General features: G+C 27.0%; 27 protein-coding genes. 5 read left to right on the top strand and 22 right to left on the bottom strand.

The genetic code is table 11. From position 1 onward, the window contains the following. Positions 1-4: 4 nt before the first annotated feature. The 6 genes from ALANTH_RS10000 to nadA are packed head-to-tail and all read right to left on the bottom strand — an operon-like array spanning position 5 to position 5,534. Positions 5-457: a hypothetical protein gene (locus ALANTH_RS10000; protein WP_026808274.1), complete on the bottom strand. Its 453-nt coding sequence runs from the start codon at positions 455-457 to the stop codon at positions 5-7. Beyond that, the gene (lpxC, locus tag ALANTH_RS10005) at positions 458-1,363 is read right to left on the bottom strand and encodes a UDP-3-O-acyl-N-acetylglucosamine deacetylase (RefSeq protein ID WP_026808273.1); all 906 of its coding nucleotides are present in this window, start codon (positions 1,361-1,363) and stop codon (positions 458-460) included. Continuing rightward, positions 1,360-2,742 carry a M23 family metallopeptidase gene (locus tag ALANTH_RS10010; protein ID WP_026804023.1) on the bottom strand — a complete coding sequence of 461 codons (1,383 nt, stop codon included), beginning with the start codon at positions 2,740-2,742 and terminating at the stop codon, positions 1,360-1,362. The genes lpxC and ALANTH_RS10010 overlap by 4 nt, the downstream gene beginning before the upstream one ends. Next, positions 2,735-3,721: a DHH family phosphoesterase gene (locus ALANTH_RS10015; RefSeq protein WP_026804022.1), complete on the bottom strand. Its 987-nt coding sequence runs from the start codon at positions 3,719-3,721 to the stop codon at positions 2,735-2,737. Before ALANTH_RS10015 ends, ALANTH_RS10010 begins: the two co-directional genes overlap by 8 nt. Positions 3,722-3,726: 5 nt before the next feature. Continuing rightward, positions 3,727-4,548, bottom strand: coding sequence for a carboxylating nicotinate-nucleotide diphosphorylase (nadC, locus tag ALANTH_RS10020; RefSeq protein WP_026804021.1), 822 nt, complete (start codon positions 4,546-4,548; stop codon positions 3,727-3,729). Next, positions 4,545-5,534 carry a quinolinate synthase NadA gene (nadA, locus tag ALANTH_RS10025; protein WP_026808272.1) on the bottom strand — a complete coding sequence of 330 codons (990 nt, stop codon included), beginning with the start codon at positions 5,532-5,534 and terminating at the stop codon, positions 4,545-4,547. The genes nadC and nadA overlap by 4 nt, the downstream gene beginning before the upstream one ends. Before the next feature lie 91 nt (positions 5,535-5,625). On the opposite strand from nadA, the gene plsY reads away from it, so the two are divergent. From plsY to prfB, 4 genes are all read left to right on the top strand, one after another. Further along, complete coding sequence (gene plsY / locus ALANTH_RS10030) at positions 5,626-6,249, top strand: glycerol-3-phosphate 1-O-acyltransferase PlsY (RefSeq protein WP_026804019.1); 624 nt, start codon at positions 5,626-5,628, stop codon at positions 6,247-6,249. After that, positions 6,246-6,557 carry a dihydroneopterin aldolase gene (locus ALANTH_RS10035; protein WP_026808271.1) on the top strand — a complete coding sequence of 104 codons (312 nt, stop codon included), beginning with the start codon at positions 6,246-6,248 and terminating at the stop codon, positions 6,555-6,557. The genes plsY and ALANTH_RS10035 overlap by 4 nt, the downstream gene beginning before the upstream one ends. A gap of 56 nt (positions 6,558-6,613) precedes the next feature. After that, positions 6,614-7,216, top strand: a complete 603-nt coding sequence (locus ALANTH_RS10040; protein ID WP_026804017.1) for a c-type cytochrome — start codon at positions 6,614-6,616, stop codon at positions 7,214-7,216. Positions 7,217-7,296: 80 nt separating this feature from the next. After that, complete coding sequence (prfB, locus tag ALANTH_RS10045) at positions 7,297-8,397, top strand: peptide chain release factor 2 (protein WP_026804016.1); 1,101 nt, start codon at positions 7,297-7,299, stop codon at positions 8,395-8,397. A gap of 68 nt (positions 8,398-8,465) precedes the next feature. Here prfB and ALANTH_RS10050 read toward each other — a convergent pair whose 3' ends face one another. The 13 genes from ALANTH_RS10050 to ALANTH_RS10110 form a co-directional block, all read right to left on the bottom strand. Next, on the bottom strand, positions 8,466-9,233 hold the full coding sequence (locus ALANTH_RS10050; protein ID WP_026808270.1) for a phosphatase PAP2 family protein: 768 nt from the start codon (positions 9,231-9,233) through the stop codon (positions 8,466-8,468). A gap of 32 nt (positions 9,234-9,265) precedes the next feature. Continuing rightward, on the bottom strand, positions 9,266-11,620 hold the full coding sequence (locus tag ALANTH_RS10055) for a PD-(D/E)XK nuclease family protein (protein WP_026808269.1): 2,355 nt from the start codon (positions 11,618-11,620) through the stop codon (positions 9,266-9,268). Beyond that, positions 11,610-12,170: a hypothetical protein gene (locus ALANTH_RS10060; protein WP_026808268.1), complete on the bottom strand. Its 561-nt coding sequence runs from the start codon at positions 12,168-12,170 to the stop codon at positions 11,610-11,612. The genes ALANTH_RS10055 and ALANTH_RS10060 overlap by 11 nt, the downstream gene beginning before the upstream one ends. Before the next feature lies 1 nt (position 12,171). After that, positions 12,172-12,801, bottom strand: coding sequence for a hypothetical protein (locus ALANTH_RS10065; RefSeq protein WP_026808267.1), 630 nt, complete (start codon positions 12,799-12,801; stop codon positions 12,172-12,174). A gap of 96 nt (positions 12,802-12,897) precedes the next feature. Further along, positions 12,898-13,146, bottom strand: coding sequence for a DUF4006 family protein (locus ALANTH_RS10070; protein ID WP_026804011.1), 249 nt, complete (start codon positions 13,144-13,146; stop codon positions 12,898-12,900). Then, positions 13,146-14,039, bottom strand: a complete 894-nt coding sequence (locus ALANTH_RS10075) for a c-type cytochrome (RefSeq protein ID WP_026808266.1) — start codon at positions 14,037-14,039, stop codon at positions 13,146-13,148. The genes ALANTH_RS10070 and ALANTH_RS10075 overlap by 1 nt, the downstream gene beginning before the upstream one ends. Before the next feature lies 1 nt (position 14,040). Further along, the gene (locus ALANTH_RS10080; protein WP_026804009.1) at positions 14,041-14,265 is read right to left on the bottom strand and encodes a CcoQ/FixQ family Cbb3-type cytochrome c oxidase assembly chaperone; all 225 of its coding nucleotides are present in this window, start codon (positions 14,263-14,265) and stop codon (positions 14,041-14,043) included. 9 nt (positions 14,266-14,274) lie between these two features. Further along, positions 14,275-14,940 carry a cytochrome-c oxidase, cbb3-type subunit II gene (ccoO, locus tag ALANTH_RS10085; protein ID WP_026804008.1) on the bottom strand — a complete coding sequence of 222 codons (666 nt, stop codon included), beginning with the start codon at positions 14,938-14,940 and terminating at the stop codon, positions 14,275-14,277. 14 nt (positions 14,941-14,954) lie between these two features. After that, positions 14,955-16,421 (bottom strand): cytochrome-c oxidase, cbb3-type subunit I, encoded by a 1,467-nt coding sequence (gene ccoN / locus ALANTH_RS10090; RefSeq protein ID WP_026804007.1) that lies wholly within the window; start codon positions 16,419-16,421, stop codon positions 14,955-14,957. 158 nt (positions 16,422-16,579) lie between these two features. Then, complete coding sequence (gene smpB, locus ALANTH_RS10095) at positions 16,580-17,062, bottom strand: SsrA-binding protein SmpB (protein WP_026808265.1); 483 nt, start codon at positions 17,060-17,062, stop codon at positions 16,580-16,582. Then, the gene (locus ALANTH_RS10100) at positions 17,052-17,816 is read right to left on the bottom strand and encodes a 4-(cytidine 5'-diphospho)-2-C-methyl-D-erythritol kinase (RefSeq protein WP_026808264.1); all 765 of its coding nucleotides are present in this window, start codon (positions 17,814-17,816) and stop codon (positions 17,052-17,054) included. Before ALANTH_RS10100 ends, smpB begins: the two co-directional genes overlap by 11 nt. After that, the gene (truB, locus tag ALANTH_RS10105) at positions 17,809-18,675 is read right to left on the bottom strand and encodes a tRNA pseudouridine(55) synthase TruB (RefSeq protein WP_026808263.1); all 867 of its coding nucleotides are present in this window, start codon (positions 18,673-18,675) and stop codon (positions 17,809-17,811) included. Before truB ends, ALANTH_RS10100 begins: the two co-directional genes overlap by 8 nt. A gap of 9 nt (positions 18,676-18,684) precedes the next feature. Then, positions 18,685-20,739, bottom strand: a complete 2,055-nt coding sequence (locus tag ALANTH_RS10110; RefSeq protein WP_026808262.1) for an ATP-dependent helicase — start codon at positions 20,737-20,739, stop codon at positions 18,685-18,687. A gap of 116 nt (positions 20,740-20,855) precedes the next feature. Here ALANTH_RS10110 and ALANTH_RS10115 point away from each other — a divergent pair, with 116 nt between their 5' ends. Continuing rightward, on the top strand, positions 20,856-21,752 hold the full coding sequence (locus ALANTH_RS10115) for a LysR family transcriptional regulator (RefSeq protein WP_026804002.1): 897 nt from the start codon (positions 20,856-20,858) through the stop codon (positions 21,750-21,752). A gap of 33 nt (positions 21,753-21,785) precedes the next feature. Here the strand turns inward: ALANTH_RS10115 and mnmL are convergent, their stop codons facing one another. Genes mnmL through dapB form a run of 3 tightly spaced genes read right to left on the bottom strand, consistent with a single transcriptional unit; the run spans position 21,786 to position 24,886 of the window. After that, on the bottom strand, positions 21,786-22,751 hold the full coding sequence (gene mnmL, locus ALANTH_RS10120) for a tRNA modification radical SAM protein MnmL/YtqA (RefSeq protein ID WP_029888409.1): 966 nt from the start codon (positions 22,749-22,751) through the stop codon (positions 21,786-21,788). Next, positions 22,751-24,097 carry an amidophosphoribosyltransferase gene (gene purF, locus ALANTH_RS10125; RefSeq protein WP_026804000.1) on the bottom strand — a complete coding sequence of 449 codons (1,347 nt, stop codon included), beginning with the start codon at positions 24,095-24,097 and terminating at the stop codon, positions 22,751-22,753. The genes mnmL and purF overlap by 1 nt, the downstream gene beginning before the upstream one ends. A gap of 15 nt (positions 24,098-24,112) precedes the next feature. Next, positions 24,113-24,886 (bottom strand): 4-hydroxy-tetrahydrodipicolinate reductase, encoded by a 774-nt coding sequence (gene dapB / locus ALANTH_RS10130; protein ID WP_026803999.1) that lies wholly within the window; start codon positions 24,884-24,886, stop codon positions 24,113-24,115. Position 24,887: the final 1 nt, after the last annotated feature.

The raw sequence follows: 24,887 nt of genomic DNA on the forward strand, positions 1-24,887 counted from the left end.
CTTTTTATACTGCTGGAAGATTATAAATTGGTAATGTTTCTTTATTAAATTTATAATCTTCTATACTCTTTGGTAATTCAAAATCAGAGATTTTACACTCATTTGGCAAAAAATCTACTTTAATATCATTTTGATCCTTTATAAAGTATTTTTTACCTAAAGCTTTTATTGGAGAATTTTGATTAAATAAAAAACCATCTATTGCTTCAAACTCTATATTTTTTATCATAGTAATTGTTTTTAAAAATATATATGCTATTTTTATAGACATAAATGAACCTGGAGTATTTACATAAACTATTTTATTTATATTAAATTCTAATAATAATTTTTCAAAAAGTAAGGGTAGTTCATCAGAAGTTAATCCCTCTAATTTATATTCTTTAATAAGTTTTCTATCTTTATAAATTCCAATCAATAAAGGATTTGAAATAGTTATAACTAAAACTTCAATCAATTAAACTCTCTCTTTTGCATATGCCATTTCAAAAATTACAGCTTCACTATTTGCTTCTTCTAAATCTATAATTTCATAGTTATCTTTGTCTTCATAAAGTTTTTTTGTTAAAAGGTGATTTAAATGATGACTACCAGCAATAGCATCATATTCTCCAATGAGAGTATATTCTAAAAGAGCCATATCTCCAATAGCATCTAAAATTTTATGTCTTACGAACTCATCTTCATATCTTAAACCTTCTGGATTTAAAATCTTTGTTTCATCTAAAACAATAGCATTCTCCATACTTCCACCCAAAGCTAAACCTATACTTCTTAAATATTGTACTTCATGTAAAAATCCAAATGTTCTAGCTTTACTAATATTTTCTTTATACTCTTCTATTGAATAATCAAAATGAAATTTTTGTGTCCCAATAGCTGGATGATTAAATTTTATTTCAAAATCATAAACTATTCTATCTGATGGTTTTAGAGAAACTTTTTTACCATCTTCTGTCTCAACAATAACTTCTTTTTTTATTTTTATTGCTTTTTTAGTAGCTTCAAGTTCAGCAATTCCAGCTTCTTCTATGAGCATACAATATCCAGATGCACTTCCATCTAAAACTGGAATTTCATCATTATCAAGTACAATTCTTAAATTATCTATTCCATAAGCATAAATAGCACTTAAAAGATGTTCTATTGTAGATACGATAACTCCATCTTTACCTAAAACTGTTGCCATTTTAGTATCTACTACATATTCTTTTTTTAATGGGATTGTAACTCCAACATCACTTCTATAAATTACTATTCCACTATTTTCTGGTAATGGTTCTAACCTCATTTTTACAGGGACCCCTTTATGAAGCCCTATACCAACGATATCTACACTTTTTTTCAATGTTCTTTGTTTCATTTTTGATTTCCATCTATAATTTTAATCGCATCATTTATAGTATTTGTAAGATTTAATTTCATCCAATTGCTATCTAACCATTCATTTGGATTAGCTTCAATTCCTTGAACTAAAATTCCAAAGTGTAAATGATCTCCAAATACTGCTCCTGTTGCTCCGGTATTTCCTATTTTTTGTCCAGCTTTTACAAAATCTCCAACTTCAACATCTTGACTACTTGTATGTGCATATAAAGATGCTAAACCTAAGCCATGGTCAACAATAATACTCTCTCCATAAATCCCTAAATAATCTCTGAAAATAACTTTTCCTGGATTTGAAACTACTATATCTGCTCTTCTAACACTTGCCCAATCCATACCTAAATGCCAAGCTTCATCAACTTTTTCACCATTGTAAAAGTAATGTCTTCTTTCTCCAAACATTGCAAAAGTTTTTGCATTTGACATTCTTATAAAAGTTTTTACTTCAAAAGGCATATTTTGACTATCTTGGAAATTTTTAACAACTATATTTTTAACTGTTTTTAAATTTTCTGCTCTTAAATCTTTATTTGCTTTTACAAAAATATCCACTGGATTAGTTGGTATATCCATATTGCTTAGTTCAAGAACATTTTTACTTACGCTATAAATAAAATCATCACTAATATTTAAATTATCAACTTTTTCTTTAAAACTTTGAATATAATATGGAACTTTTGTAATAGATTTATTTCCAGCCATATCAACTGCTACTATATTTACACCTTTCCACTCTTTGATATCAATAGGCCAAGTAATTATAGAAATATAGTAACCTGTTTTATAAAATGGGAATAATTCAAAAATTACCTCATCATTAAAAGTTACATAATAATCTTTTAAATTTTCATCTTTTATTTCAGCTATTAAAATTCCACTTCCACCTTGTTTTAACATATAAGAGTTTGATAAAACACTTGTAATAGGACTTCTTCTATCAATTATAAGATTTGTATCTTCAATTGCTTCATTTCCACTAAAAAAGTTCCAATTACTATTATCTCTTGCTTTTATTCTAAGTATTACATTTGAAGATTTTACTTCATTAAATTTAAATGGTTTTAACTCATAAGTCAAAACTCCACTATTTTTATCTTCAGCTATAAGTTCACTCTCTATTGCAAATTCATTTTGTCCATCAATTATTATAGCTTCAAAAGATTTTATTTTATTTTTATCAGAAACTTCAACTTTTATAGGAGCTTGTAAATTCCAAAAAATATCTTTTTGATTTATCTCTTTTTGAATATAAACATTTGGTTTCTCTCTATCCATAGTCAAAATAACACCTAAAACTACAACCAAAATAACCATAATAGCTATACTTATATATAATAATCCACTTTTTTTATCCATAAACTTTTATAACTTCCTTTAATATTAAATTTTTTGCTTCAACTACATCTTTTATTTCTAATGTACATCCAGAAGCATTGAAGTGACCTCCACCACCAAAAGCCATAGCAATTTTTGACACATCAATATTATCTTTTGAACGTAAAGAAACTCTACAAAAACCATCTATTGATCTTACAAAATATGCTAGTTTTACAACTGCCATACTCATAATCATATCTAAAGCATCTTCACAATCACGACTATGAGCACCAGTTTGTTTAAACCACTGTGGCAAAGCATATATAGTGGCTACTTCACCTTCTTTATGTAATTCTAAACTCTGTAAAACTTTTGGAATAATTCTGTATTTTGCCAAACTATCCCTTCTTAAAAGCTTATTTGCGATATAAGAAGGACTTGCTCCACATTCAACCAAAAAGTTAATTTTTGTAAATGTTTGTTCATCACATCTACTTAAAGAAAAAGCCAATGTATCATCATAAATTCCTACATAAAGTGACATTGCACTAGCCTTTGTTATATTTAATCCATTATATTTAAAAAACTCAAATACAAGTTCTGCTGTTGAACTTTTATATGGGTCTACAATATTAACTGTACCAAAATTCTCATTTGAAGCATGATGATCAAAATTTATAAGAGGAATATTTTTAGGTAATTCAAAACCTAATCTTTTATATGTTCCACAATCAACACTAATTGCTAGATCATAAAATGGTGGTAAAATATGAGTAATTTTCTCGAATCTAGGAATAAAATCTAAATTTTGTGGTAAATCACTACTTACATTAAAAACTTTATGTTTTATCTTATTTTCTGCAAACAAGTTTGATAAAGCTAAAGCAGAACCAATAGAATCTGGATCAGGATTTACATGAGTAATTATAAGTATATATCTACTCTTTTCTATAAGCTTTAATGCTTTTGAATACTCGTTTGTATCAACTTTATTATTTAAGATAAAATCTTTTTTCATAGTTTTTAATCGACTCTCATTGAAAAATCAAGCCAAGTTGCTTGGTGTATGATACTTCCACTACTAATAGCATCAACGCCTGTTTTTGCATAATCTCGAATTGTTTTTATATTTATATTTCCACTAGCTTCTAACATTATATGTGGATAATTTTCATTTCTATAAAGAACTACTTCTTTTATTTGTTCTGGTACCATATTATCACACATTATAATATCTGCTCCAGCAGCCATAGCTTCAATAACTTGGGGAAGTGTTTCACACTCAATTTCTATTTTAGTAACCCAAGATATTCTTTTTCTAGCCTTTTTTACAAATTCTGCAAGATTGTCAATTGTTCTAAGGTGAGTATCTTTTAACATTAAACAATCATCAAGCCCGAGCCTATGATTGATAGCACCACCAATTCTTGATGCATATTTTTCAAAATCTCTTAATTGTGGTCTTGTTTTTCTTGTATCTAAAAGTACTACATCTATTCCATCAAGCATTGTTACATATTTATTTGCCATTGTTGCAATACCTGAAGCATGTTGTAACATATTTAACATAGTTCTTTCACAAGATAGTAACTTTGAAGCCTTACCTTCTAAAGTAGCTAGAATATCTCCAACTACAATTTTATCTCCATCTTGTTTTAAAAACTCTATTTTTATTTTTTCTGTTCTAGCTAAAATATCTACATATTTAACTCCAGCTAAAATACCATCACTTTTTGAAATTATCTTTGCAGTAAAATCTCCTTGTGGTGCTATATCGAAGAATAAATCTCCTCTTCCATTATCTTCATTAATTGCATTTTTTACAAACTTTCGTATATTAATCATACTTCAAACATCCTTTCTAATGCTACTTTAGCCCATTTTGCTGTATTTTCATCTACAAAAATCTCACACTCTTTTGAGATATTATCATCTTTAATAGATTTCAATGTATTATAAACATGTTCCAAAGTTGTTTCATTCATTGTTGGACACTCTGGTTTTGTTGAACTTAAAATATATGTATTTTTATCTCTAAGTCTATTTACCATATTAAACTCTGTTCCAACAACAACTTTTTGCTCAATTGGTAGATTTTTTATATATGTTATTAATTGTGAAGTTGAACCAACAAAATCTGCTTTATCACATACTTTCGGATCACACTCTGGATGAACTGCAACCAAAATACCTGGATATTTTTCTCTATAAAAATCTATATCATCAACTGAAAATTGTTGGTGAACGCTACAAAAACCATTATAACAAATGATATCAGCTTCATTTAAATTACTTCCATCACCAACAACTGCTGATTTTAAATTCAATGATTTTGCAAAATTTTGTCCTAAACAACGATCTGGAACAAAAAATATTTTTTTACCACTTTTCAAACCTTTTTCTATTATTTTATAAGCATTTGAAGAAGTACAAACCATTCCACCCATCATTCCAACTCTTGCTTTTACTCTTGCACTAGAGTTAATATATGTAATTGGTAAAATATCCTCATTTTTAATTCCAGCTTCATTTATAATTTTTAAATTTTGCTCAAAATATCCTTCATCAATCATTCTAGCCATTGCACAACAGGCAATTCTTGGCATTAGAACTCTTTTTTGTGGACTCATTATTTTTACGCTCTCTCCCATAAATCCAACCCCACAAAATACTACAAACTCTGTATTTGTATTCATAACTTTTTTTGCTAATTCTAAAGAATCACCAGTAATATCAGCTAATTCAAATACTTCATCCCTTTGATAGAAGTGTGCTACAAGCGTAACATCAAGTTCTTTTTTTAGTTTTAATATCTCTTCTTTTAAATTCAAAATAAAACCTTTTCATATTTTTATTAAGTGGGAATATAGCAAAATTTTAGTTATAATCTCATTTATTTTACATAAAAACTAAAGGTTATAAATGGATTTTTTTACAAATCAAAATATATTATTTTATCTTTTGGCTTATTTAGTAGGCTCTATTCCTTTTGGATTAATTTTAGCAAAAACCTTTGCTGGAGTTGATATAAAATCGCAAGGAAGTAAAAGTATAGGTGCTACAAATGTGTTAAGAGTTGTAAAAGAAAAAGACCCAAAGCTAGCAAAAAAATTAGGTATCGCAACAGTAATACTTGATGCTCTAAAAGGAACTATTCTTTTACTAATTGGTCTTTACTTAAATCTTAGCTATGAAACTTTATGGGCAATGGCAGTTCTTAGTGTGTTAGGACATTGTTATTCAATATATTTGGGACTAGAAGGTGGTAAAGGAGTAGCTACAGGGCTTGGAGTTTATATTGTTCTTATTCCATATGCTACATTAATTGGTGCAATAATTTGGCTATTTTTTGCAAAAGTTTTAAAAATATCATCTTTATCTTCACTTTTAGGACTAATTGCTGTTATTATAAGTGCTTTATTTATCTATAATGGGTTAAATATTGGTTCTAATGTTCCTATGTTTTTAATTGCATTTATTATTCTTTATAAACATATTCCAAATATTATTAGAATAGTAAAAGGTGAAGAGAAAAAAGTGATATGAAAATAGAAATTGAAAATCTTCAATTCAAGTGTATTATTGGTATCTTAGATTTTGAAAGAGTAAAAAAACAAAGAGTAATTATAAATATATCTTTTGATTACGATTTTGTTGATAACTCTTTTATTGATTACAGTGAAGTTTCTAACTTAGTAAAAAAAACAATGAAAGAAAAAAAATTCAATCTTTTAGAAGATGCTATTAAAACTATTGAAAAAATTTTATATGAATCTTATGATATAAAAAACTTAAACCTAAAAATATCAAAGCCCGATATTCTAAAAGATTGTGTAGTAAGCTTATCTTCTTAAAAAAAATTTAATCATATTATGGTAAAATCTTGCATTTTTAAAAAAAGGATTTTATCTTGAAAAAAGCTATTGTTTCTACACTAATACTTTTAGGAAGCTCTCTCTTAGCTGACACAACTATGTGTTTTAAAGAAAACCACCCATCTATCGCAACTATTGAAAGTACTCCTTTAAATGGTGGTGCATGTGAAGGAAAATACTCTATTAATGATATGAAAAAAAAGGGATGGCTAGTTGATGATATAAAAATCAATGGAAATAGCTATATTTATGTATTAAAAACTCCAGATAATGCAAAAGCTATAACTCCTTCAGGAATTAGCCAAGAACAAATGGAAGCAAATATAATGGCAAAACTTGAAGCTAAAAAAGAAGCTGAAGAAACTGCAAGAGTTGAAAAAGAGAATGAAGAATTAAGAGTTGATGCACAAAATTTATATGTAGCTCAATGTCAAAATTGTCATGGAGAAAAAGGTGAACTAAGAAAAGGTAACTCTCGAATTAAAGATTTAACTGTTGCTGATATGCAAGAAGCTTTAAGAGAGTACAAATTAGGGGTTGGAGAAAAAGCTAGTTCAGTTTATGCTCCTTCTCATATTAACTTCTTAAATGATAAAAATATTAAAGGTATAAAAGCTTATTTAGATAGTATTCAGTAGCTTATAAAAGGCTTTTAGCCTTTTATAATTTCTTCATTAAAAACTTCAAAAAATATACAAACTAAAAGGACAAAATCTAAATGGATGCTTACGAATATTCAGAACTTCTAAAACTTTTAAATACAAAATTAAAAAATATAAAAGGAATTTTAAAACCAGAAGAATTAAATAAAAGATTAGAAGAAATAATAAATCTTGAAGCTAGTCAAGATTTCTGGAATGATGTTGAAAATGCTACAAAAATAGGTATAGAAAAAAATAGAATTTTAGGAAAATTAAATAAATTTAACAAAGCGAATGAATCATTGCAAGGAACAAATGAACTATATGAAATGGCTTATGATGAAAATGATGAAGATACATTAGGTCTTTTATATGAAGAAGCACAAGATTTAGAAGATTTGATAAAATCAACTGAGATATCTGTAATGTTATCAAATCCTGATGATGCTTTAAATGCTATTGTTACTATTCACCCAGGTGCTGGTGGAACAGAATCACAAGATTGGGCTTCAATTCTTTATAGAATGTATTTAAGATGGGCAGAGAGAAATGATTTTAAAGTGGAACTTCTTGATTATCAAGCAGGAGATGAAGCTGGAATAAAAGATGTAAGCTTTATCATAAGAGGTGAAAATGCTTATGGATATATGAAAACAGAAAATGGTATTCATAGACTAGTTCGTATTTCCCCTTTTGATTCAAATGCAAAAAGACATACATCTTTTACATCAGTTATGATAAGTCCTGAAATTGATGATAATATAGATATAGTTATTGAAGATAAAGATATTAGAATAGATACATATAGAGCAAGTGGTGCTGGAGGGCAACACGTAAATAAAACGGAAAGTGCTATAAGAATTACTCATATTCCTAGTGGAATTGTTGTGCAATGTCAAAATGATAGAAGTCAACATAAAAATAAAGATAGTGCTTTTAAAATGTTAAAATCAAAATTATATGAACTTGAACTAGAAAAACAAAGAGCATCTAAAGATAGTGGTGATAAAAGTGAGATTGGTTGGGGACATCAAATAAGATCTTATGTATTACAACCATATCAACAAGTAAAAGATAGTAGAAGTAATATAGGTTATTCTAATGTAGAAGCTATACTTGATGGTGATATAACAAAAATAATGGAAGATGTTTTAATAGCAACTAGTACAGAAAAGTAATTTATTAAAAAATGTTACAAAAAACTACTCAAGATTTTTTGTAACATCATAGAAATTTATGTAAAAAGTTAAACTTCTTTTTCCTTATTACCTTGAAAAAAATTTATTATCCAAATAAAAAATAAAACTGTGAAAAAAGATATACAACAAGATATCAATATATCATGCCAAAAATGCATTCCAAGAAGTAACCTGCTAATCTCAATAAAAAAGGCTAAAAAATATATAAAAAAAGCTAAAAAATATCTTCTTTTTTCAATCAATAAACAAAAAAGCAAAATTGTCCATGTAGCTATAAAAACTGTATGCCCTGATGGGAAAGAATAACCAATTTCTTTTGTGAAATATTTTTGTTGCCAAGAAGGAATATTTATGTCTTTCAAATTTATATTTTCTATAAATTCTATTCGTTTATTCTTATCTAATAAATAAAATTCATCACTGCTATTTATATAATTATTTTCAACAAGTAAATGTACATAAGGACGAGGTTCTTTTACAATATTTTTTGTAAAATAAACAATACCTTGAGAACTCAAAACAACTAAATTTACAAATATTGATAATATAATCATATTCTTTAAATTTGATCTATAAATAAAAAGTAAGATTATTGTAAAAAATAGTGATGTAATAATAGTAAAAGGAACATTTGCAATATTTGTAATTAAAAATAAATAATATATATAAAAATAGTCATTAATTTTAGTAGAGTATTTAAAGTCGATAATAGCAAAGAATATTGGAGTTAAAATAAGTAATAAAAAAATAAATAACACTCTTTTAAATTTAAAAATATAAATATTTGAATACAAGTTTTTACATGTTTTAATCAAAATTAATCCTTATAAGAAATTTTATTAACTCTTTAATCTCTATTACAAATAGTTTTATAAGTACAATACTCACAATTTATTTTATCTTCGGTTTTACAGAAATTTATAATCTCTTTACTTTGTTCTTTTAGACTATCAAAAATAGTTTTTAAAAGTTCTAATTTTTGCTCTAGGACAACTTCTTCTTTTAAAGAGTTTTCAAATAAATCACAATAGAATGCTCTAATATTTGATACTTTATATAAATCTTTTATAGCTAAAAAATAAAACTCTAACTGAAAATCACAAGATTTTTCATAAGTATTTATAGTATCGATTTTTAAGTTCCTTGAAGTCTTATAATCTATTAATTCATAAGTATCTCCAAATTTATCAACTCTATCTATCACTCCAGTTATTTTAAAATCATTAAAGTTTGTATTAAATTTTTTCTCTATTTCTATAATTTCGCGATTTTTCAATCTCTCTTTATCAAATTTTATAAAAGCTTCAATTTTTTGCTTATAAACTTCTAAATCAAGTATTAAAAATGGATTATCACTTTTATATTTTAAAAATAATTCATCAATATTTTTTAAATCTCTTTGTGAATTTTTATAGAACTCTTCCAAAATCTTATGAATAATATTACCTAATTCAAATGGTTTTGGTAATCTTGATATAGTATGTTCTTTTAATTTTAGTATATATTTTAAATACCATCTTCTTTTACACTCTAAAAAAGTTTTTAAACTACTTGCAGACCAAACTTGTTTTGTTAAATCTATATATAACAATATCTCTTGTTCACTATATTCTAATTTTTTACTTTTATATAAAATATCTTTATATACTTCATCGCTTATTGAAATTTTAATATCTGTAAATAATTCATAAGCAAACTTTGATATCTCATCTTCATTTGAATTAACGTATGATATATAAAGATTTTTAGTGTTATCTATCAATCTTTTATAATAATATTTTTGTAAATTCTCTCTATCATTTTTTGTTGGCAAATTTGCCAAATATTTTACTTTAGTAGATAAGAACTTATCTTTTATAGATATTTTTGGAATATATGAGTTGTTAAAATCACAAATTATAACTGCATCAAAGTTTATTGCTCTTGTTTCAAGTAAACCCATAACTGTAATTTTACCAGCATGAGCATCATCTAATTTTATTTCATCTAATTTTTGTAAAAAGATTTTATAAGCATCTTTAAGACGTAAATTATTGTGATTTGTAAAAAATATGATATTTAACCTATATATTAACTCATCAAACTTTTCCAATAGTTCCTTATTTTCTTCATCTTTTTTTATAAATTCACAAATCTTTCCAAAAACTTCTTTTGAGGTATGTTTATCCCAAATTGATTTTATATTTTCATCTACATATTTTTTATCTATATCAAAATATTTTAAAGCCTCAATAGTTTCAATTTCATTAGAGTTTATATATAAAAATATACTATTTGCTCTTTGATATAGTATTTGATTTTGTATATTTTTGCCCATAGCAAAGTTAAAATATTCTTCACTATCATTTAGTTCCAAAATTTGTGCAAAACTTTCATTTGGTAAAACGACAGCTATATTTTGTGGATTTATACCTTTATTTATCAAATTTACAATACTTGATTTTATATATGCAACTTGATTAAATCTAGTAGAAAATCCTTTTATTTCAAATATTTCTAATTTCTTCTGTGAAATAACTTCTTCTAGTATTTCAAAAGATGATAAATTTATCAAATATTCAAAATCTACTTTAAAATCATAATTAAAACCTTTAAAAAGTTCTATCGATTTTCTATTATATAAATTTGAATAAAATTTTATAAAAACTTTTGTTTCCTTTGATATTTTTTTAATTATGTCATATTCTTGTTTTGTAAAATAACCTTCATAAACTATTATAATTTCATCAAATCTTTTTATAAAATTTTCATTTATGGTATAAAATTTATCTAAATTTACTCTATCAACATATAAATTCTGTTCCAAAATTTCTAAATATTTTTTATAAATTTGATTTAATATTTCTAAATGTTCACTATAAAATTCATATGTATCAGCTATTTGCAAATTTATTATTTCAATTTTCTCACTACTTAATTCCAAAAAAAATCTATATATGTACTCACTTTGTTTTAAAAATTTAACAAAACTATTTGATATCCCCAATTTTTTTATATCAATATTTTTTATAGCTTCATGTAAAAAAATAACTCTTTGTTCATCTTGAGTATATCTATAACCATTTAAAGATATAGATTTTTTTAAAAATTCATCAATTGTTAATGTTGAAGGGAGAAGAGTATCTTTTGATTTAAAATCAAAAAGATACTCTTTTATAGCTCTTGAAGTAGGAAATACAAAAAGAGACTTTTTATTTAGCATTTGTCTTTATAAAGATATAAGCAATACTATCATTTACTTTGAAACTACCTGTTATATTCCAGTTTGTTTCTTCATTTACTTCAAATATTGAGATATATTCACCATCTGTATTTTCAAAATTATTAGTTTTAAAAACTATATCATGATCATTAGTCATTGTTTTTGTAATAACTAAGTCTATATCAAGGTTTTGTTTTTCATTGCTATCTTTTGAAGTAATAAAAACTTTTAAAGTGTTATTACCTAATTTTAATGTATCTCTATGTCCTGAATATTTTTCAATAACTCTTTGTCCATATTTAATATCTTCTGTTGTAAGACCAAACTCTCTATCATTTAAAACAAAAGATAGATTGTATTTTGATAAAAACTCTATATTAGCTTCCATTATTTTATTATAATTTTCATCTACGTCTTGGTATTTTAATAAAAAACTTCTATCTTCAATAACAGGAACCGTTATAGCACTTCTTATAGTCCAAATTATCATTATTAATGTAAATCCAAAAATTCCTATAAAAAATAAAGGCCAATAATTTCTTTTTCTCATATTATTTTCTCTTTCTTAATACTGCATAAGTATATGCTAAAAGTCCACTAATGATTAAAAAATACATAAATACTCTCCAAATTGTACTAGATATTTTTCCTTGACTTCCAATACTACTTTCAAGTTTTACATTTTGTTCTTCAGCTAGTGTATCAGCGATTGCGGCATAACCATTTAAAGTTGCAGCACTTACTTTTGCATAAAGTGTATTTTTATCTTTTGATGCAAGTAATGGTACTACATATCCATTTAAAATATCATTCTTATCAATTATATTTTTTAGACTCTCACTAAAACTTAAATTTACCATATTTTCTTCAACATAAATTGTTAGTAATACATAAGGATTTTGTAAATCCTTTATAAGCCCGCTCTCATGTAATTTTACTTCTTCAATTTTATCTTTTGTTTTAGTATCTTGTTCTAAACCTAAATTAGATTTTGCATAAACATATATATTAATACCTAGCTTAGATTTAACTTCCGATCCCATTTGGCTAATTTTATCTTTCGCTCTATCATCAATTAAACCATCATCATTTAAAATATAAGTTTGTGCAAAGCTGTTTGTATATAAAAAAAGTAGAAGTGAAAAAATCACCCCTACTTTTATAAATTTTAAATTTTTCATTTAACCAACATATACTCTTGCTGCATCAAAGTATGCATAGTATGCAGTTATAACAGCAGAAATTAAAAGTAAAATACCAATAATTTTTTCCATACCTTACTCCTTATTTTCAGAACCAATTAATTGGTAATGTTTATGATTTTCAGGGCTATTAGCTTTTAATCCATGTAAATCTTGATTAATAGTATAAATATTTGTAGCCTCTCGTTGTTGAACTAAAACAGCATTTGTAACTAAAGTTGCAAGAATTGTAAGTAGTAAAACAACTGCTATCAGCATACCTGTAACCCCATTTAACTTAAAGATTCCTCTTTCGTTTTCATTCATTTGTGTATTATTTGCCATTACTTATCTCCTAAACTTCTGATATATGAAGCTAAAGCTTTTTCTTGAGTTTCATTTAATCTCTCATTAAAGCTTGGCATTTGACCTAAAAGTCCTTTTTTACCTTCTTTTAATACTGCAAAAACAATTGAATCGTCATAATCTTTAATATTTGGACCTACAAAAGGCATACCTTCACCATTTTCACCATGACAAGCTGCACAAGTTGCATAAGCTGCTGGTTGTTCACCTTTAAATCCACTTGCAACATATGTAGCTACTACATCAATATCAGCATCCTCTGTTAACATCATTGGAGGCATCCCAGCAGGGAAAGATTGAGTTAAATGATTTGAACCATTTTTAATTGTATAAACAACTTGTTCTTTAGTCATTCTATGAGTTAAATTTTGAGCTTTACCTTCAATTCCTTCAGCATCAACACCATGACAAGGAGCACATTGAACTAAGAAAATAGATTGTCCCATAGCATTTAATGTTGATTCATTAGCATTAACCCATTTTTGTTCAAATTTAGTGTTATATTCATTTGTCTCTTCATTCCATTGTCCAATTTGAGAAAACCCATTAACTGGATAACCGATTGTTAGATACCAAAACATCCAAAGAATTGCTCCAATAAATGCTAAGGCCCAACCAGTTGGAACAGGGTTTTTATATTCACCAATACCATCCCAATTTTCATTAGCAAGTTCCCCACTTGCTGTATCATTTTTAATTTGATTAACATATTTTAAAACAACAAATGTACTAATCGTAATAATTGCTGCTGCACCTAAAAATGTTAATGCATTAATATAATCATCACTAATAAAAGCATCACCTGCAAAAAAGTAAGTTCCTGCCATTAATGCGATGATAAGAATTATTCCACCTATTACCATAGATTTCATCTTATTTCTCCTTATTTCCTATATCTTTTTCTCTTTTTATCTCTTCAAGAGGAGCTGAAACACTTGAATCATCATGTACAAGCTTTGAGTATTTTTCAAAATCTCTTTCTCCTCTTTTGTCTCTTCTATAAATAGAAAAAGCATATGAATAAAATAGAATGAATACAACCAAAACTAAAAAGAATTTAGTATAACCTTGTACTGTTAAAAGTGTTTCGTAATCCATAACTAACCTCTATTTTAAAGAATTTAAATATGCAATTAATGCAACTATTTCAGGAACTTCACCATTTTCAACAGCTTGTTTAACACTCTCATTTTTCATATTAGCTGCAATAAGTTTAGCTTCTTCTAAAGCTGCTGCTTTTGCATCTTCCCAAGTACCAAGTTTTGGCATATCTTCTTGATCATAAGGAGTATTAAATACTGCTTTTACTGTTACTGCTTCTGCATAAGCTGTTTCAATATCAGCTTTATTTGTAAATTGGTGTTTGTATGCTGGCATAATACTACCAGGAACAACTGCTTTTGGATCCCACATATGGTTTTCATGCCAATCTGTAGTTCTATAATTTCCAACTCTTAACAAGTCTGGTCCAGTTCTTTTTGAACCCCATAAAAATGGTCTATCATAAGCATACTCACCAGATAATGAATACATACCATATCTATCAGTTTCTGATTTAAATGGTCTAACTAATTGTGAGTGACAAGCATTACATGAATCTTTAATATAAACATGTCTTCCTGCTAACTCTAAAATACTATAAGGCTTTGTACCAACTGTTGGTCTTGATTGTTTTGCAAAGTCTGGAATTACTTCAATAATCCCTGCAAATGCAACGAATATAAATACTAGTACCGCAAAGAAAAACGGTCTTTGTTCAAACCAATGAAACATAATCTCTCCTTTTCTTAAGCAGCTACTGGAGTTGCATTTACTGGTTCTTTATCAAGAACTCTTCCACATCTAATTGTTTTGTAAATGTTATAAGTAAATATAAAGAATCCTATTAGGTATAATAAACCACCAACTGCTCTAATTGTATAGTATGGATGTAATACAGTAACTGTATCAATAAATGAATAAACTAATGAACCATACTCGTCATAAGCTCTCCACATCATACCTTGAGTAATACCTGCAATCCACATAGATGTAAAGTATAAAACAATTCCAACCGTTTGTAACCAGAATTGAGTTTCCATTAAAGATTTAGAGTATAACTCTCTTTTGAACATTCTTGGAACCATATGGAATAAAGCTGCCATAACCATAAATACAACCCATCCTAAAACTCCATCATGAACGTGTCCTGGAATCCAATCTGTAAAGTGTGCAATCGCATTAACAGATTTAATAGATTGAATTGGTCCTTCAATTGTAGATAACATATAGAATGTTGAAGCTAAAACCATAAATTTAATTAAAGTATTTGTTTGTAACTGATTCCACTCACCTTTCATAGTTAAAAGCATATTAATTGCAGATCCCCATGATGGTAAAATAAGAACAACAGACATAACAGAACCCATAGTTTGCATCCAATCTGGAACAGTTGAATAAATCAAGTGGTGTCCACCAGCCCATAAGTAAACAAATAATAATCCCCAGAATGCTAAGATTGATAATTTATAAGAATAAACATTTTGTCCAGATTCTTTTGGTAAGAAATAGTAAATTAATGCAATAATTGGAGCAGTAAATACGAATGCAACAGCATTGTGTCCATACCACCATTGAACTAAAGCATCATTAGTACCTGAATACATAGAAACAGAGTGTAGCCATGAACCATAACCAGAAACTAAATATGTTGGAACTGCCATGTTATTAAATAAATATAGCATAGCAATAGCAATAAATGTAGCAATAAAATACCAAATAGAGATATATAATGTTCTTTCTCTTCTGATTCCGATTATTCCAAAAATAGAAATACCCCATAAAACCCAGAAAACAACAACTAAAATGTCTAATGGCCACTCTAGCTCAGCATATTCTTTCGAAGTTGTAAATCCCATAAATAGTGTAACAACAGCTAAAAGAATTGTAATGAAATATATCCAAAAGTGTATTTTAGCAATTGCCATTAAAAAAGGTGACTCTTTTAATGAAACTTTTAAAACTCTTTGTGATATATAATACCATCCAGCAAAAACTCCACTTAGTGTAAATCCAAACGCAACACCATTTGTGTGTAGCGGTCTTAATCTACTAAATGTACCATATTCTCCTGCTAAATAATTTAGCTCTGGAAAAGCCAATTGAAAAGCAAGCACAACACCAATTGTCATACCAATGATACCGAACAATATTGTTGCAAATGTAAAACACTTAGCAACTGAGTAGTCATACTCAATTTGTGCACCGTTTTGCATCAATTTCCTCCTACAAAATTTATATACAAGTCACAAAATGTCACTCATTAGCTAAAATAATAGCCAAGAAAAACTTAAACTAAACAAAAAAATTAACAATTAATTAACGATTATTTACTGTTTTGAGCATATTTTTTAAAAAAAAATTAAGATAAAAATTATCCTAATTTATAATTTTTTAGAGCAATCTGAGTATCTCTTTTCATACTTTTTTCTTTTAAATCTTCTCTTTTATCATATAGCTTTTTACCTTGAGCGTTAGCTACTTCAACTTTTATCATATTTTTATTATTAAAATATAATTTTGTACATATTAAAGTTATCCCATCTTTAGTAACTTTTTCATACATTTTATTTATTTGTTTAGTATGAAGCAATAACTTTCTTGCTCTTCTTTCATCAGGTCTATAAGTACTATGAGTTGTACTTAAATGTGAAATATGTGCATTTAATAAAAAAACTTCACCTTTGATTATTCTTACAAAGCTATCTTTTAAATTTACTCTTCCTTCTCTTATAGCTTTTACTTCACTACCTTCAAGAACTATTCCAGCTTCTAAACTATCTAAAATAGTAAAATCATGAAATGCTTTTTTATTCCTAAATACTAAATTTTTTTTTGTATCTTTTTTATTTGCCATTGTTTATCCTAAAAAATGAACTTCCACTTCCACTAAAAAACCAACCTTTATTTGCAAAATTTTCTAAGCTTGGATATATACTTTTAGCTGGTTCATATAAATCATTCGCACTTTTTATATCAAAATTGCTTAAAATATCTTTTGATGATTGTAAGAATAATTTTTTACTATCTTCATAACTAATCTCTTTATAAAAACTTTCTCTAAATATTTTAAATATTTCTCCTGTATTACACTCTATTTTAGGAGTAAAAATTTCAATATCTAGTATATCTTCATCAAATTTTTCTACAATCTCACCAATTCCACTAACATTTGCACTATCATAATCATATATAAAAAAAGGAACATCAGCTCCAATTTTTTCTCCTATTTTTGATAAATTATCTTTATTTAAACCTAAATTACAATAGTTATTTACCATATTTAAAAAAACTGCTGCATTTGAACTTCCACCACCAAGACCTGCAAACTCTGGAATATTTTTCTCTATTTTCACAATATGATTTTTAAAAAACTCTTCAACGCCATTAAATCTTTTAATCTCTAAATATGCTTTATAAATTGTGTTTTTCTCTAAAGTACAAGAAAAATTACCAATTACTGTAAAACTATCAACTTTCGATTTTTCAAAAATTATAGTGTCATACAAATTATAAACTTTTACAAACCGTGAAACTAGTTCATGATAATTCCCTCTTAAACCAGCAATTTTTAAAAAAATATTTACTTTAGCATAAGATTTTTCAATCAATTTTAGCCTTTAATTTTGGTATTTTATTTAAAAGATATTTTACATCACAATTTTCTATTTCTATTATAGAAAAAAAATCTTCACAAATTATTAAATATTTTCCATCTTCTTTATTTTCTAAATACTCAACTGATACTCTTTTCCCATCCTCTAGCCATTTTTGTGTACCAAAATATTTATTTTTTGGTAAGTTTATAAAATCAAGAGGATTTAACTCTTTTTCATTTTCATAAAAGAACTTTCCTTCTCTTACTCGTTCTAAATAAGAAAGAGTTCCTTTTAATTCTAGTTTTTCAAGTAAAATTTGTGCTAAAGAACGAATATAACTTCCCTCACTAACCGTTGCTTCAAAACTTATAAAAGGATGATTGTATTTTAAAAGCTTAATATCAAAAATATTCATAGTTGATTTTTTAAGTTCAAAATCTAAACCCTCTCTTGCTAGTTCATAAGCTTTTGCCCCATTTATTCTTTTTGCTGAGAACTTTGGAGGGATATATTCAATCTCTCCTTTTAAATTATTGATTTGATTACGTAAAATATCTTCATTTACTTTTTTCTCAAAATCTATTTTTTCAACTCTTTCTATGTCAAAAGATTGAGATTGAACGCCCAACCAAATAACAGCTTTATATGTTTTTGGAGCTTTTTCTAAGTATTTAAAAAGTTTTGCATATTGACCAAAAGCAACTATTAAACAACCCTTTGCAAAAGGATCAAGTGTTCCACTAAATCCAGCTTTTTTATTTTTATATTTTCTTTTTATCTTATTTAAATAAAAATTAGAACTTATAAAAATAGGCTTATTTATCACTAAAAGTTTATTTACTTCACCTTTTTCATAAAACCTTTTTTGCAAAACTAAAACCTAAACTTTTTCTACAAATGATGATAAAATATCTCTTTTTTGTCCACCAAAGTTTATAGTAAGTTTACAATCTTTACCAGCATTTACAACTTTTTCAACTCTTCCTGAACCAAAAATTTTATGAGTTACCATATCACCTTTTTTAAATCCAGACTGTTTTTCTATAACCAAACTACCTTTTACTAAACCACTTTCAACCAAAAATCTACTTTTATTTAATTGAGTTCGTTTCCCTTTATAAAATCTTGAGTGCACAAAAGATAAAGTAAGATTATCCATAGCTCTTGTAAGTGCTACATATCCTAATCTTCGTTCTTCTTCTAAATCTGTTCCATCTCCAATTATGGGGAAAAACCCTTCCTCTAAACCTATAATAAATAGATGTTTAAATTCTAAACCTTTACTTGCATGAATACTCATCATAGATACAGCTTCTCCACTATATTCATCATTTTGACTTTCTAGCACTATTTCATTTAAAAAATCTTTTAAATCCAAATGAGGGTTTTGAATAAAAAAGTCTCTTATATATCCATAAAATTCATCAATATTTGCCTGTCTTTCAAATCCATCTGGAAGATTATCATAAGAAGCTCTATAATCAAATGTTTCTTCAAAACTATCTAATAATCTCATTTTAGAAGCATTCATCATCTCTCTTAAATCTAAAATAGATGCTTCAAAAACTTTTAATGTTCTTGCATTTTTTTTACCAACAACTGCACTTAATTCATCAGCACTTAAATCTTGAATTAAATCAAATATTGATTTATTTAATTCATTTGATTTTTCTTCAAGTTTTTCTATTGTAGTTGCTCCAATACCTCTTTTTGGCTTATTTATAACTCTTTTAATAGAAAAATTATCACTTAAATTTATCAAAATTCTAAAATATGCTATTAAATCTTTTATCTCTGTTCTTTCGTAGAATTTCATTCCACCAACAAGTTTATAATTAAGTCCTGTTTTATTAAATCCTTCTTCTAAAGAACGGCTCAGTGCATTTACTCTAAATAAAATTGCTATATCTTTTGCACTTTCCCCACTTGCCATTAAAGATTTTATATCTTCTAATATTTTTCTTGTTTCATCATTTTCATCATTTGATTCATAAACTTTTATAGAGTTACCTTTTTGTCTAGTTCCTACAAGTATTTTACCTAATCTATCACGATTATGCTCTATTAAAGCATTTGCATGATGAAGTATTGTATCAGTTGAACGATAGTTATCTTCTAATTTTACAACAACTGCATTTTGAAAATATTCAGAAAAATTTAAAATATTTTTTATAGTTGCTCCACGCCATCCATAAATACTTTGATCATCATCACCAACTACACATAGATTATTATGATTTGTGCAAAGAAGCTTTAAAAGTCTATATTGTAACTCATTTGTATCTTGATATTCATCTACCATTATGTATTGGTATTTATGGCTAGTATCTTTTGCTATTTTTTCATTATTTTTTAGAATCTTATATGGTAACAGTAACAAATCATCAAAATCAACAAGATTATTTTTCAATATATGTTCTTCATATAAAGCATAAATATCTGCAATTTCCGTATATAATTTACCTTGTGCTTGAGCTTTTACTTCAGTTGGAGATAAAATAGAGTTTTTATATCTTGAAATCTCAGAAGATAATAATGCAGAAGGGATATCTTTATTTATACTTTTCAAAATTCTTTTTTTATCATCACTATCAATAATTATAAAGTTATTCTTTCTTTCTAATTCACTAATATAAAATTTTAAAAATAGTAACCCAAACTTATGAAAAGTACAAAGAAGTGGTGGAGTATTTATTGTAGAGTTGTCAAGTAAAGAGAAAGCTCTATCTCGCATCTCTGTCGCAGCTTTATTTGTAAACGTAAGAGTTAAAATAGATTTTGGATCTATTCCAATAGAGATTAAATAAGCCAATCTAGTTGTGATAGTTTTTGTTTTACCACTTCCAGCTCCAGCTAAAATAAGTAGTGGACCATCTATATGTTCTGCTGCAATTTTTTGCGATTTGTTTAATGTTTGTAATAAATTCTCAGACATCTCTTCTCCAATAGTTAAGATATTATATCATAAATATTATAAATAAATTATTTCTCTTAATTATTCTATACATAAATAAATGTTATGATTTAGATAATTTATTTTTGGAGAACTTAATGCTTACTGATTTTGCTAAATTAGAGACTTTTTTAACTGTTGTAAGAGAGAAGTCTTTCTCAAAAGCATCCGCAAAGCTAGGTATTTCACAACCAGCTGTAACACAACAAATGAAGTTTATAGAAGATTATTTAGATGTTCAAATAGTTGATAGAAAGAAAAATGGTATAAAACTAACTAAAGAAGGTCAAATCTTATATGGAATTGCTCTTAAAATAGAGAAATGTATAAGTAATGCTGAAAAAGATTTATTAAAAATTATGAATAAAAATATAACTTTTGTATTTGGTGCTTCTTTTATAATAGGAAACTATATTCTTCCAAGATTTTTGAATAATTTAAAAGAAAATATACATAATGATGTATCTATAAATGTATCAGTTTCTCATGAAGCAATACAAGATTTACTTGACAAAAAAATTGATATAGCTCTTGTAGAAAACTATATTGCAAATGATGAAATTATTTATAGAGAATGGATGGAAGATGAGATTGTAATATTCTCTAATCAAAAACTTCCAGCAAAAGCAAAGCCTGAAGATTTATTATCTTATAAATGGATTTGTAGAAATCCTGAATCAAATACTGGTTCAATATTTAAAGAGAGTTTAGAAAAAGCAAATTATCCTGATTGTGACACATTTGAAGTAACAAGTGAAGTAACAAGTGCGACAACTATTGTTCAAACTGTTTTACACTCTGATAAAAACTCAACTCCTGCTGTCTCTATTGTATCAAGAAATGCTATTGAATCTTTACTTAAATCTGGTGCTTTATATGAATCACGAATTGGTAACCAAAAGATGTTAAGAAAACTATATATTGCATATAGAAAAGATAGAAAACATGATGCATTTATAGAAAATGTTGTAGATTACTTATTAAAAATTAAATAGCAAATACGCTATTTAATTCATTATCCTTACAAATCAATAATTAAAGCCTTTTTCTTCTAAAGCAATCCTAATATTTTTCATCTGTTGATGCTTATTTTTACACCACATTGGAGATAAAAGTGTATCATCATCTATTCCAGCAGTTATTCGCTGAACAGAAATATTAGAAGGTAAATCTACAATAGATTTTACAACTGTATCAATATATAATTCTTCAGTTATTGGTATAAATCTACCTTTTCTATACTCATTTGTTAGAAGAGTATGTTTTACAACATAAAGTGGATGAAATTTGATACTATCAACTTTCAAATCAATAGTTTGTTTAAAAGTTTCTAGCATCATTTCTTGATTTTCATCTGGTAAACCATAAATTAAATGCCCACAAACCTTTAAGCCTTTATCTTTTGTTCTTTTTATCCAGTACTTCATATTTTCAACATCATCTGCACGATTTATTTTATCTAGTGTTTTTTGAAAAAAGCTTTGTATTCCATACTCTATCCATACTTCTTTATCTTTAGATTTTTCATATAAAAAATCTAAAATTTCATCTGTTACACAATCTGTTCTTGTACCTATACTAAGTCCTATTACATCGTCAAAACTAAGTGCTTTTTCATATAAAGTTTTTAAGGTATAAAAAGGGGCATAAGTATTTGTAAAAGATTGAAAATATACTATAAATTTTTTCGCTTTAAATTTATTTTGAAGTCTTTTTTTAGTAGCCAAGAATTGCATTTCTAATTGCTTTAGCTGATTTTCTAAAAATGGATTAGATTCTACATTTGGATTTAATTTAAACTTTGTTTTTTTTTCTTGTAAGTTTGGACTGAAAGAGTCATTTTCACAAAAAGAGCAACCTCCTTTTGCTTTTGTTCCATCAATATTTGGACATGTAAATCCAGATATTGATATAGGAACTTTATAAACTTTTTCACCAAATTTATTTTTAAAATATCTTCCGATAGTTAAAACATCTTTCAAATCATTACTCATTATGCTTTTACGAAGTAATCTCCATCAAAACTCTCTAGTGCATAGTGTCTATCATCTCCTATAGCACCTATTAAATCATCTATTGAAAGATATTCTAAACTATCAGCTTCAATATATTTACAAACCTCATCTTTTGTCATTTGAGTAGAAATTAACTCTTCTTTTGTTGGAGTATCTATTCCATAAAAACAAGGAAATTTTATTTCTGGACTTGCAACTCTAAAGTGAACCTCTTTTGCTCCAGCTTCTTTTAACATTCTTACTATTCTTTTTGATGTAGTTCCTCTTACAATTGAATCATCAATAACAAGTAATGTTTTACCTTGGATAATTGATCCCATAGGACTTAATTTCATTCTAACTTTTAAATTTCTCATCTCTTGTGTTGGCTCAATAAATGTTCTTCCAACATAGTGATTTCTTATGATTCCATATTTAAAAGGAACTCCACTTTGCGCAGAATATCCTAAAGCTGCTGGAACTCCACTATCAGGAACTGGTACAACCATATCAAATTTAATTTTATTATTTATATCATTTTTTGCTAGTGCTTTACCCATGTTTTCTCTAGTTGTATATACATTTTTACCATCAATTACAGAATCTGGTCTAGCAAAATATACATATTCAAATGCACAAGGTCTAAATTCTGGCTCATAAAGTTGTATTGATTCAGGTTCATCAGATTCACCAAAAATCAACATTTCTCCTGGCCTTACATCTCTTATAAACTCTGCTCCAACTAAATCAAACGCACATGTTTCACTAGCAACTATATATCCACCACTCTTTAATTTTCCTAAAGACAGAGGTCTAATTCCGTATTTATCTCTAATTACAAACTGTTTACTTCTACTTTGAACAATAAAACAATAAGCTCCAATAGTTCTAGTTAGTGCTTCAATAATTCTATCTTTTAAATGATCTTTTGTATTTTTTGCAATTAAATGTATTAAGTTTTCTGTATCCATTCCAGTTTGGAAAATAGCACCTTTATCTATTAAATCTTGTCTAACTTCATCTTTATTTATAAGATTTCCATTGTGAACGATTGATATTTCACCTAATTTATATTTTGCATAAATTGGCTGTGCATCTAAAACTGAATCTCTTCCAGCTGTTGCATATCTATTGTGACCTATTGCCATGTCACCTTTTAGATATGATAATGCTTCTTCTTTGAAAACTTCAGAAACCAAACCTCTATCTTTTTTAGTATATATTTTTCCATCGCATGATGATGAAATTCCAGTTGCCTCTTGACCTCTATGTTGCATTGCAAAAAGGGCTATTGAAGCTAGTCTTGCAGCATTATCATTTCCATAAATTCCTACTATTGCACACATTGTTGATTTTCCTTATTATAGCCCTAAAGCATCATTGATTGAGTAAAGATTTGCATCTTTTCTTACTATCCATTTTGCAACTTTAATTGCACCTTTTGAGAAAGTATTTCTTGCAGTTGCTGTATGATTTAACTCTAAAAATTCTCCATCATTATAAAAACCAACTGTATGTCGTCCAACAATATCTCCACCTCTTAAAGCCATAACTGCAATTTCATCTTTTGTTCTAGCTCCAATTTGTCCATCTCTTCCAGATATTCTAACTTCATCTAAATTCAAATCTCTTGAATTTGCTGCATGTTCAGCCAAAGTTAAAGCAGTTCCTGAAGGAGAATCAACTTTATGTCTATGATGTTGTTCTACAATTTCTATATCAAAATCTCTTAATGTTTTTGAGGCAAGTGCAACAAGTTTATTTAAAACTGCTACACCTAAACTCATATTTGTTGCGTATAAAATAGGTACAAGCTTACTAGCTTCTAGAAGTAAATTTTGCTGGTGTTTATTCAATCCAGTTGTAGCAATAACTAAAGCTTTTCTTTTCCCACCTTCAACAATAGCATTCAAAAGCTCTTCTGTTCCAGTAGGACTTGAAAAATCAATAATTACATCACTTTCATCAAATAATACATTGATATCATTTGTTACAACTGTATTTTCAGGTAAAACTTTTTCTAATTTCTTTAGAACATGAACGCAAGATAATACTGCTTCTTTATCATTTTTTAAGTCATCAATTAAAAGTGAACCAACTCTTCCTGTACTTCCTAAAATACCTATTTTAACCATT

It is taken from the genome of Aliarcobacter lanthieri (genome assembly GCF_013201625.1).
Classification (GTDB): domain Bacteria; phylum Campylobacterota; class Campylobacteria; order Campylobacterales; family Arcobacteraceae; genus Aliarcobacter; species Aliarcobacter lanthieri.

Coding starts and splice junctions, on each gene's coding strand:
- lpxC (WP_026808273.1), bottom strand. CDS start 1,363: ATGAAACAAAGAACATTGAAAAAAAGTGTAGATATCGTTGGTATAGGG.
- ALANTH_RS10010 (WP_026804023.1), bottom strand. CDS start 2,742: ATGGATAAAAAAAGTGGATTATTATATATAAGTATAGCTATTATGGTT.
- ALANTH_RS10015 (WP_026804022.1), bottom strand. CDS start 3,721: ATGAAAAAAGATTTTATCTTAAATAATAAAGTTGATACAAACGAGTAT.
- nadC (WP_026804021.1), bottom strand. CDS start 4,548: ATGATTAATATACGAAAGTTTGTAAAAAATGCAATTAATGAAGATAAT.
- plsY (WP_026804019.1), top strand. CDS start 5,626: ATGGATTTTTTTACAAATCAAAATATATTATTTTATCTTTTGGCTTAT.
- ALANTH_RS10035 (WP_026808271.1), top strand. CDS start 6,246: ATGAAAATAGAAATTGAAAATCTTCAATTCAAGTGTATTATTGGTATC.
- prfB (WP_026804016.1), top strand. CDS start 7,297: ATGGATGCTTACGAATATTCAGAACTTCTAAAACTTTTAAATACAAAA.
- ALANTH_RS10055 (WP_026808269.1), bottom strand. CDS start 11,620: ATGCTAAATAAAAAGTCTCTTTTTGTATTTCCTACTTCAAGAGCTATA.
- ALANTH_RS10060 (WP_026808268.1), bottom strand. CDS start 12,170: ATGAGAAAAAGAAATTATTGGCCTTTATTTTTTATAGGAATTTTTGGA.
- ALANTH_RS10065 (WP_026808267.1), bottom strand. CDS start 12,801: ATGAAAAATTTAAAATTTATAAAAGTAGGGGTGATTTTTTCACTTCTA.
- ALANTH_RS10070 (WP_026804011.1), bottom strand. CDS start 13,146: ATGGCAAATAATACACAAATGAATGAAAACGAAAGAGGAATCTTTAAG.
- ALANTH_RS10075 (WP_026808266.1), bottom strand. CDS start 14,039: ATGAAATCTATGGTAATAGGTGGAATAATTCTTATCATCGCATTAATG.
- ALANTH_RS10080 (WP_026804009.1), bottom strand. CDS start 14,265: ATGGATTACGAAACACTTTTAACAGTACAAGGTTATACTAAATTCTTT.
- ccoO (WP_026804008.1), bottom strand. CDS start 14,940: ATGTTTCATTGGTTTGAACAAAGACCGTTTTTCTTTGCGGTACTAGTA.
- ccoN (WP_026804007.1), bottom strand. CDS start 16,421: ATGCAAAACGGTGCACAAATTGAGTATGACTACTCAGTTGCTAAGTGT.
- smpB (WP_026808265.1), bottom strand. CDS start 17,062: ATGGCAAATAAAAAAGATACAAAAAAAAATTTAGTATTTAGGAATAAA.
- ALANTH_RS10110 (WP_026808262.1), bottom strand. CDS start 20,739: ATGTCTGAGAATTTATTACAAACATTAAACAAATCGCAAAAAATTGCA.
- ALANTH_RS10115 (WP_026804002.1), top strand. CDS start 20,856: ATGCTTACTGATTTTGCTAAATTAGAGACTTTTTTAACTGTTGTAAGA.
- mnmL (WP_029888409.1), bottom strand. CDS start 22,751: ATGAGTAATGATTTGAAAGATGTTTTAACTATCGGAAGATATTTTAAA.
- purF (WP_026804000.1), bottom strand. CDS start 24,097: ATGTGTGCAATAGTAGGAATTTATGGAAATGATAATGCTGCAAGACTA.
- dapB (WP_026803999.1), bottom strand. CDS start 24,886: ATGGTTAAAATAGGTATTTTAGGAAGTACAGGAAGAGTTGGTTCACTT.